Here is a 9329-nt window from a genome sequence, read left to right as displayed (position 1 = left end):
CGTCCCGAGCTCGTCGAGCCGGGGGAGCGGGCCGGGCGCGCTGCCGACGCGACGAGCGCCGCCACCGACGCCGACGCATCCGCCCCCGACACCGGCAGCGCCACCGGGCTGCTGCGCGCGGTCGGCGCCGCGACGCTCGTGCAGGGCCTGCGCTACGGCGAGAACAGCCACCAGCAGGCGGGGCTGTTCGCGCTGCCGGGCGGCCGCGGGATCACGCAGGCCGAGCTGCTGCACGGCAAGCCGATGTCGTTCAACAACTACGTCGACGCGGATGCGGCGCTGCGGGCCGCCTACGACTTCACCGAGCCGGCGGTCGCGATCATCAAGCACGCGAATCCGTGTGGCATCGCGGTCGCCGCGCCGGGCGCCGCCGACGCGATCGCATCGGCGCACGAGCGGGCGCACGCGTGCGACCCGGTCTCGGCCTTCGGCGGCGTGATCGCCGCGAACCGCACCGTCACGCGCGCGATGGCCGAGACGGTGAAGGACATCTTCACCGAGGTCGTCGTCGCGCCCGACTTCGAGCCCGAGGCGCTCGAGCTGCTCACGGCGAAGAAGAACGTGCGCCTCCTGCGCCTGCCGGCGGACTACGCGCGCGAGGGCTCCGAGCTGCGGCAGGTCTCGGGCGGCGTGCTCGTGCAGCAGCCCGACACCTTCGAGGGCTTCTCGTCGCACACGTGGCGGCGGGTCAGCGGCTCGCACGTGCCCGACGCGGTGCTCGCCGACCTCGAGTTCGCGTGGCGTGCCGTGCGCTCGGTGAAGTCGAACGCGATCCTGCTCGCCTCGGGGCTCGCGTCGGTCGGCGTCGGCATGGGCCAGGTGAACCGCGTCGACTCGTGCGCGCTCGCGGTCACGCGCGCGGGCGACCGCGCGGCGGGATCCGTGGCGGCCTCGGACGCGTTCTTCCCCTTCGCGGACGGCCTGCAGGTGCTGCTCGACGCTGGGGTCCGCGCGGTCGTGCAGCCGGGCGGCTCGGTGCGCGACGAGGAGGTCATCGCGGCCGCGAACGCCGCGGGCATCACGATGTACTTCACCGGCGAGCGGCACTTCGCGCACTGACGCAGGGCGGCGCGCGCTAGCCTCGCCCGCATGGCGGGCACGATCGACGACCTCCGGCGCGCCCGCCGCGTCGTGTGCTTCGGCGCGACCGGGTCGGGCAAGTCCACCATGACGGCGGCGCTCGCGACCCGGCTCGGGCTGCCCGCGGTCCACCTCGACGACCTGTGCTGGGATCCCGGCTGGGTCGAGGTGCCGCGGGACGAGCAGCGCGCGCGGGTGCTCCCGATCCTCGAGCGCGACGCGTGGGTCATCGACGCGCTCCGGTCGTCGATCGCCGCGGAGGCGCTCGACCGGGCCGACGCGATCGTCGCGCTCGACTACGAGCGGCGCGTCTCGCTCGCGCGACTCGTCCGCCGCACCGCCCGGCGCATCCGCACGCGCGAGCGCGTGTGCAACGGGAACGTCGAGACGCTGCGGCTCGCCGTCGCGCGCGACTCGGTGATCGTCTGGCACTTCCGCTCGTGGCGGCGCAAGCGCCAGCAGGCGCGAGCGCTGCACGCCGACGCTGCAGCGCCCCCGGTGCTGCTGCTGCGCAGGCCCGACGAGGCGGAGCGACTGCTCGAGGCGCTCGGCCGCGACGGGCGCGAGCGCGAGTCGTTGGGAAACGCCGATCGGCGGTAGACACGCCGCTATGCATCTGCTTAGGATCGAAGGCTGTCCGCGCCACCCAGGTGCGACCGACGCCAGGAGGCTGCCATGAGCACGACGACGACCACCGCGATCGCTGCCGCCCCGGCCCTCCGCGTCCGCCACACGGGCCTCGCAGCCTAGGGCGCAGGGCACGCCCCGCCGCGAGCTCCGCTCGCCCTCGCGTCGCACGCCGACGCCGCTCAACCCCAGCGACCCACCCGTCGCGCCCCACCATCGCCGGCCCACCACGCCTGCGACCGCGAAGGATCCCCTCATGTCCTCGACGTCTCCGGATCAGACCGAGACCAGGCCCATCGGCCACCTCCGCGCGCTCTCGCGCCTGTTGCCGTTCCTCAAGCCCGTCCTGCCGCGCCTCCTGTGGGGCACGGGTGCGGCGCTGCTGTCGGCGCTCCTGAGCCTCGCGACGCCCATCGCGATGCGTGCGCTCGTCGACGGCCCGCTCGCGTCGGGCGATGCCGCCGCGGTCTGGCCGGTCGGCCTCGCGATCCTCGCGCTCGCGCTCGGCGAGGCGCTCTTCGTCTACCTGCGCCGGGTGCTCGTGACGCTGCCGTCGACGAAGGTCGAGGCCTCGATGCGGCGCTCCCTCTACGCGAAGCTGCAGGCGCTGCCCGTCGCGTTCCACGACCGCTGGCAGTCGGGGCAGCTGCTCAGCCGGGCGGTGCAGGACCTCGGCATGATCCGCCGCTTCACGGCCTTCGGCGCACCGCTGCTGGTGGTGAACGCGATCACGCTCGTCGTCGGCATCGGCGTGCTGTTCTTCTGGAGCCCGCTGCTCGCGGGCGTCTTCGTCGTGCTCTCGGCGCCGATCGTCTTCGTCGCGCTGCGCTTCGAGCGCCGCTACTTCAGCGTCTCGCGCGCCGCGCAGGACCAGGCGGGCGACCTCGCCACGACCGTCGAGCAGTCCATCCACGGCATCCGCGTCCTCAAGGCCTTCGGCCGCGGCCGGCACGCGCTCGACGGCTTCACCGACCAGGCGAAGCGCCTGCGCGAGACCGAGATCGACAAGGCCCGCATGGACGGCAGCCTCTGGATGTGGCTCACGATCGTGCCCTACGTGTCGTACGCGGTGTGCCTCTTCCTCGGCGTGTGGCTCGCGGCGAGCGGGCAGATCACGGTCGGCACGCTCTTCGCGTTCTTCGCCGTCGCGATGGTGCTCAACTGGCCGATCGAGTCGATCGGCTTCCTCTTCGCCTTCCTCATCGACGCCTCGAACGCCTCCCGCCGCTTCCACGAGATACTCGACACCGAGAACACGATCGTCGACCCGGCGGAGCCGAAGACGATCGCGGAGCCGAAGGGGCGGCTCGTGTTCGAGGACGTCCACTTCCGCTACCAGGACGCGCAGCCCCACGAGCGCGACCTCGTCGACGGCGCCGACCTCGTGATCGAGCCGGGCGAGACGATGGCGCTCATCGGCGTCACGGGCTCCGGCAAGACGACGCTCACGGCACTGCCGACGCGGCTCTACGACGTGACCGGCGGCCGCGTGCTGCTCGACGGCGTCGACGTGCGCGACCTCACCCTCGAGGAGCTGCGCACCCACATCGCGATGGCCTTCGAGGACGCGACGCTGTTCTCCGCCACGGTGCGCGAGAACGTGCTCATGGGTGCTCCGGATGCGTCCGAGGAGGCCCTCGACCGCGCGCTCGCGATCGCGCAGGCCGACTTCGCGCGCGACCTTCCGGAAGACCTCGACACGCAGATCGGCGAGGAGGGCCTCTCCCTCTCCGGAGGCCAGCGGCAGCGGCTCGCGCTCGCGCGCGCGGTCGCCGCGGACCCCGCGGTGCTCGTGCTCGACGACCCGCTCTCGGCGCTCGACGTCGAGACGGAGGCGCAGGTCGAGGCGGCGCTGCGGCACGTGCTCGAGCGCACGACCGCGCTCATCGTCGCGCACCGCCCGAGCACCGTGCAGCTCGCCGACCGGGTCGCGCTCATGCGCGACGGCCGCATCGTCGACGTCGGCACCCACACCGAGCTGCTCGCCCGCAGCGAGCACTACCGCTTCGTGATCTCGAGCCTCGAGGAGGCCGAGCGCGACAGGACGAGCATCGAGACGATCACCGGCTCGATGCAGGCGATCGACCTCGAGGAGCTCGACTCGCAGACCGAGGAGGTCTCCCGATGACCGTGCAGGGCGTGCAGGGCGAGGACCGCACCGACTACACCAAGGCGGAGTCGAAGGCGATCCGCCTGCGCTCGCGCCGGCTGCTCGGGGCGCTGCTGGAGCCGCACGTGGGCCGTGTCGTGCTCACGCTGCTGTTCGTGCTCGTCGCCGCGGCGGCCAACATCGCGGGCCCGCTGCTCATCGCGTACGGCATCGACGTGGGCCTGCCCGCGATCGTGCAGCGGGACGACTGGATGCCGCTGTGGCTCGCGACGGTCGTCTACGTCGTCGCCGCGATCGCGACGGGCGTGCTCATGTACCTCTACACGGTCGGCATCGCGCGCATCAGCCAGACGGTGCTGTTCGAGCTCCGCCGCAGGCTGTTCGCGCACGCGCAGCGGCTGAGCCTCGAGTTCCACGAGTCGTACACCTCGGGCCGGATCATCGCGCGGCAGACGAGCGACCTCGAGTCGATCCGCGACCTCCTCGACCAGGGCCTCAACGAGCTCGTGCGCGGCGTGCTCATCATGGGCTTCACCGCCGGCGCGATGACGCTGCTCGACCCGCTCTCGGGCCTGATCATCGGCATCGCGCTCATCCCGGCCATCCTGCTGACCCGCTGGTTCCAGATCCGCTCGACCGTGCTGTTCCGCGAGACGCGCACGACGAGCGCCCGCATGATCGTGCACTTCGTCGAGACCATGACCGGCATCCGCGCGGTGAAGGCGTTCCGCAAGGAGTCCGCGAACCAGCGCGAGTTCGACGAGCGGGTCGACGACTACCGCGACGCGAACTACCGCACGATCAACATCTTCGGCATCTACGAGCCGGGGATCATGGTGATCGGCGCGGTCACGATCGCGACGCTCGTGCTCGTCGGCGGCCTCCGCGTCGTCGAGGGATCGATGCAGATCGGCGCGCTGCTCGGCGTCGCGCTGTACGCGCGCAACTTCTTCCAGCCCATCCAGGGCATCGGGATGTTCTTCAACGGCTACCAGTCGGCGTCGGCCGCGCTCGAGAAGATCTCGGGCGTCCTCGAGGAGGAGCCGACGGTGCGCGAGCCCGCCCAGCCGAAGTCGCTGCCCGCCTCGCGCGGCCAGATCGACTTCGACCGCGTCGAGTTCGCCTACGGCAACGGCAAGGTCGTGCTGCCCGACTTCGACCTCCACATCCCCTCGGGCCAGACGATCGCGCTCGTCGGCACGACGGGCGCCGGGAAGTCGACGCTCGCGAAGCTCGTGTCGCGCTTCTACGACCCGACCGCGGGCTCCGTGCAGCTCGACGGCGTCGACCTGCGGGAGCTCTCGAACGACGACCTGCGCCGGGCGGTCGTGATGGTCACGCAGGAGGCGTACCTGTTCTCGGGCACCGTGGCCGACAACATCGCGCTCGGCAAGCCCGGCGCGAGCGACGACGAGATCGAGGCCGCGGCCCGCGCGGTGGGTGCGCACGACTTCATCGAGGCGCTGCCGGACGGCTACGACACCGAAGTGAACAAGCGCGGCGGCCGCGTGAGCGCGGGGCAGCGCCAGCTGCTCTCGTTCGCGCGCGCGTTCCTCGCCGACCCGCGCGTGCTCATCCTCGACGAGGCGACCGCGTCGCTCGACATCCCCTCGGAGCGGCTCGTGCAGGAGGGCCTCACGACGCTGCTCGCCGACCGCACGGCGATCATCATCGCGCACCGGCTCTCGACCGTCGCGATCGCCGACCGGGTGCTCGTCATGGAGCACGGCCGGATCATCGAGGACGGCTCGCCCGCCGAGCTCATCGACCAGGGCGGGAAGTTCGCCTCGCTGCACCGCGCCTGGCGCGAGTCGCTCGTCTAGCCGCGCTGCCGCGCGTCGCCCCGCCGACAGGTGCGCATCCACCACCGGGGTGCCGGTATGCCCGCACCCGGTCGGCGGATGCGCACCTGTCGCGGGGAGGGCCGCTCGGCGAGCGGGGAGGGTCGCTACGGCCGCGTGAACCGGTCGAGCGCGATCGCCTGCCACGGGCCAAGCTCGACCGCCAGGATGCCGCCCGCCACCTCGACGACGGATGCGCACCCCGGCACGACGACGTCGCAGTAGCGGCCGTCGGGCAGGCCGACGGGCACCTCGACGGCAGCCGCCTCGTCGTCGAGCTGCACCGCGAACGCCGCGGTCTCGCCGCGCAGCGACACGAGCACCGACCCGGTCGACGACTGCTCCGTCACCGGCGCGTCGACGACGCGCGTGCGCCACGAGACGAGCTCGAGCATGCCCGGCCAGCGATGCTGGCACACCCACTCGCCGTCGGCCCAGCCTCCCTCGGGGTCCGGCCGCTCGCTCCCCGTGCACGACGCATCCGCCACCGACCCGTCGGCCTCGAGCGCGGGTCCCGCGTCGCGGTCGCTGAACGCGTAGCCCGAGTGGAGGGTCGGCGGGCCGTAGTCGCTCGCGAGCATCACCGCGGTCGCGGCCGCGAACGCGCCGCCGTCGCGGTAGGAGAGGGTCTGTCCGTTCCGCTCGGTGTCGTGGTTCGCGACGAACGTGCGCTGCCCCTGCTCGAGCAGCCCGTAGCCCTCGGGCGAGAGGTCGGCGAGCGCCCGCGCCTGCCCGGCGTCGACGAACGCGCCCACGCGCTCGGCCCAGCCGAACTCCCACACGGTCGAGGAGCCCGTGTACTGCTCGGGCTGCACCGGCTCGCCCGCGCCGCGGATCACCTCGCTGATGACCGGCGTTCCCTCGGGGAGCGCCGCGACGATCGCCGCGACGTCGTCGGGGTCGATGTGCTTGGCCGCGTCGATGCGGAAGCCCGTGACGCCGAGCGAGAGCAGGTCCTCGAGGTAGGCGATGATCGTCGACCGCACGTGCTCGCTCTCGGTGGCGAGGTCAGCGAGGTTCTCGAGCTCGCAGTGCTGGATGACGAACGGCTCGCGGTACGCGTCGATGTCGTCGTCGGGCGTGCGGTCGCAGTCGTGGAAGTCGTCGCGCGCATAGAGCCCGGGGTACTCGTAGTGGGTGAACGCGGTGCCGGCCCAGCCCGTGCCCGACTCGACGCCGGCCATGTGGTTGACCACCGCATCCGCGTACACGTCGACGCCCGCATCGCGGCACGCGGCCGTCATGGCGGCGAACTCGTCGCGGGTGCCGAGCCGCGACTCGACCGCGTAGGAGACGGGCTGGTAGCTCCACCACCACTCGGTGCCATCGGCGCCGTCGAGCCCGGCGGTCGCGCCGTCGACGTGCTCCTGCGGCGGCGAGGTGAGCACCCAGTCGACGCCCGCCTCGCCGAGCACCGCGCACTCGGCGGCGATCGCGTCCCACGACCACTGGAAGAGCGCGACCCCCGCGTCGCGTCGCTCAGGCGGGGCGGATGCGCAGCCCGAGACCGCGAGCACGGCGGCGGCCGTGAGGCACGCGGTCAGGCGGCGCACGGCGGTCGGCCCGCGTCGTCGCTAGAGCGTCTTGCGCCCGATGGCCTCGCCGAACTCGTTCTCGCCGATGATCTCGAAGCCGACGGCCTGGAAGAACTTGCCGGGGCCCAGGTCGCCCTCCTCCCACACCGCGTAGAGGTGGTCGAAGCCGAGGCGCTTCGCCTCCGCCGCGACCTGCTCGACGGTGTAGCTGCCGACGCCGCGCCGCTGCGCCTCGCCCGCGACGTACATGCGCAGGATCGCCGAGCGGTACTCCTCGCGGGCGACCTCGGGGTCGAAGTTGGCCATGACGAAGGCCACCGGCTCGTCGCCGTCGAAGACGACGCGCTGCCATGCGCTCTGCGTGTTGACGAACTCCTCGAGGCGCGTGTTGGCGGCGAGGAAGGCCTCCTGGCCGCGCTTCAGCGTCATGCCGTTGGCCGCGACGATGTTGGCGGCGTTCAGCTCTTCGAGGCGCAGTGTCGTCATGGCGACACCGTACCAGCGAGCGGGTCGGGGCCGGACGGGCGGTGGATGAACGCTCGGCGTCCGCTGGATGACGTCACCCGATGGGCGTGATGCGGATGCGCGCGGCGAGCTCGGCGGGGTCGGCGATGGTGCCGGCCTGGGGCGCGAGCACCGCCGCGGCCGACCACGCCGTGGCGCGCGCGAGCTGCTCCTCGAGGGTCGCGGACTCGGCGATCGCCTGCGCGATGGCGGCGACCGCGGCGTCCCCCGCGCCCGTCGGGTTGCCCTCGAGCACGTGGTCGAGCACCGCGTGCCACGCGCGGCCGTCGGGCAGCACCGCGAGCATCCCCTCGACGTCGAGCGACGCGAACACGGTCCCGGTCCCGAGGGCGGCGAGCCGGCGGGCGGCGTCGAGCGGGTCGCTGCCGCCCATCGCGTCCAGCAGCTCGTGCCGGTTGGGCTTCACGGCGGTCGCGCCCTGCGCCACGGCGCGGCGCAGCTGCTCGCCGCCGACGTCGACGATCGCGGGACGGCCCGCGGCGGTCGCGATGTCGACGACGCTCGCGCAGAAGCCCGCGGGCGTCTGCGGCGGGAGCGAGCCCGATGAGACGATCACGCGCGCGGCGGGCGCCTCGGCGCGCACGATGTCGAGCAGGCGGTCCCAGCTCGCGGCGTCGATCGGCTCGCCGGTCTCGTTGAGGTTGGTGGTGCCGGCCGGGGTGACGATCGCGGTCGTGCGCCGGGTCGGCGCGTCGACCTCGACGAGGCGGTGCGGGATGCCGGAGCGGTCGAGGTCGTGCACGAGCAGCGACTGCACGGGGCCGCCGACCGGCGCGATGACGACGACCGGCTCGTGGTGCTGGTGGAGCACGCGGGCGACGTTCACGCCCTTGCCGCCCGCTCGGGCGAGGCCGGTGGGCACGCGGTGGCTCGAGCCGATGCGCAGGTCGTCGATCGTGTAGGTGATGTCGATCGCCGGGTTCGTCGTGACGCACAGGATGGGCGCGTCAGCGGTGGGTGCGAGGGTCGCGGATGCGTCGGGGGAGCGGGGAGCGTCGGTCGCCATCCGGCCTCCTCATCGGTCGGGTTCGTCCAGCTCAGGGCTCGCTCGATCTTGTCACGCGGGGGATGGCTCGACACGCCGCGAGGGGTTGACCGCTTCGAACACACGTTCGATCATGGAAGGATGGGGATGGCATCGACGAGGCTCGAGCGCCGCACCGGGGAGGAGCGCACAGCGACGATCGAGGCGCTGCGCGAGCGGCTGCGGGGCATGCAGCAGGCCCTGCCGCAGCAGGCGCCGCCGATCGACGAGTCGGCTCCCGCGGGGCTCGACGAGGTCGTGCGCGCGCTGCGCGCGGGAGCCGCCCACAGCATCGAATCCCGCAGCCTCGCGCTCGCGTGCCTGGGGGCGACGCTGCCGCCCGGCGCGTGGGGCGCGATCGTGGGGATGCCCGACCTCGGCATCGAGGCGGCGCGCGACCTGGGCGTGCCCATCGACCGCATCGCGCTCGTGCCGCAGCCGGGTCGCGCCTGGCTCGACGTCGTCGCGAGCCTCGCCGAGGCGATGCCGGTCGTGCTCGCCGCCTCGCCCGGCCGGGTCGCCCCCACCGACGCCGCCCGGCTCGCGGCGCGGCTGCGGCAGGCGTCCTCGACGCTGCTCGTCGTCGG

Annotated in this window: 7 protein-coding genes and 1 pseudogene; 5 read left to right on the top strand and 3 right to left on the bottom strand. The window is 73.1% G+C overall.

The window, feature by feature from the left end; all coding sequences use genetic code 11:
• The 4 genes from purH to NWP09_RS09460 form a co-directional block, all read left to right on the top strand.
• The coding region (gene purH, locus NWP09_RS09475) for a bifunctional phosphoribosylaminoimidazolecarboxamide formyltransferase/IMP cyclohydrolase (protein WP_258275267.1) at window positions 1-1059 on the top strand (1059 nt) is incomplete at its 5' end.
• Between the two features lie 30 nt (window positions 1060-1089).
• A complete protein-coding gene (locus NWP09_RS09470; protein ID WP_258275266.1) occupies window positions 1090-1680 on the top strand; it encodes an adenylate kinase in 591 nt (196 codons plus the stop codon).
• Window positions 1681-1963: 283 nt separating this feature from the next.
• Complete coding sequence (locus NWP09_RS09465) at window positions 1964-3835, top strand: ABC transporter ATP-binding protein (protein WP_258275265.1); 1872 nt, start codon at window positions 1964-1966, stop codon at window positions 3833-3835.
• On the top strand, window positions 3832-5640 hold the full coding sequence (locus tag NWP09_RS09460; protein WP_258275264.1) for an ABC transporter ATP-binding protein: 1809 nt from the start codon (window positions 3832-3834) through the stop codon (window positions 5638-5640). The genes NWP09_RS09465 and NWP09_RS09460 overlap by 4 nt, the downstream gene beginning before the upstream one ends.
• 125 nt (window positions 5641-5765) lie before the next feature.
• On the opposite strand, the gene NWP09_RS09455 is transcribed toward NWP09_RS09460, so the two are convergent.
• The 3 genes from NWP09_RS09455 to NWP09_RS09445 all read right to left on the bottom strand — a co-directional run bounded on the left by NWP09_RS09455 (window position 5766) and on the right by NWP09_RS09445 (window position 8724).
• Entirely contained in the window at window positions 5766-7211 is a 1446-nt protein-coding gene (locus tag NWP09_RS09455; protein ID WP_258275263.1) for an alpha-amylase family glycosyl hydrolase, read from the bottom strand.
• Window positions 7212-7232: 21 nt separating this feature from the next.
• A complete protein-coding gene (locus NWP09_RS09450) occupies window positions 7233-7679 on the bottom strand; it encodes a GNAT family N-acetyltransferase (protein WP_258275262.1) in 447 nt (148 codons plus the stop codon).
• A gap of 73 nt (window positions 7680-7752) precedes the next feature.
• The gene (locus NWP09_RS09445; RefSeq protein ID WP_258275261.1) at window positions 7753-8724 is read right to left on the bottom strand and encodes a 1-phosphofructokinase family hexose kinase; all 972 of its coding nucleotides are present in this window, start codon (window positions 8722-8724) and stop codon (window positions 7753-7755) included.
• 126 nt (window positions 8725-8850) lie between these two features.
• Here NWP09_RS09445 and NWP09_RS09440 point away from each other — a divergent pair.
• A pseudogene (locus NWP09_RS09440) lies at window positions 8851-9329 on the top strand (hypothetical protein); the annotation flags it as partial.

Source organism: Agrococcus sp. HG114 (assembly GCF_024723325.1).
In the GTDB taxonomy this organism is placed as follows: domain Bacteria; phylum Actinomycetota; class Actinomycetes; order Actinomycetales; family Microbacteriaceae; genus Agrococcus.
This window is presented reverse-complemented; position numbering and strand designations above follow the sequence as displayed.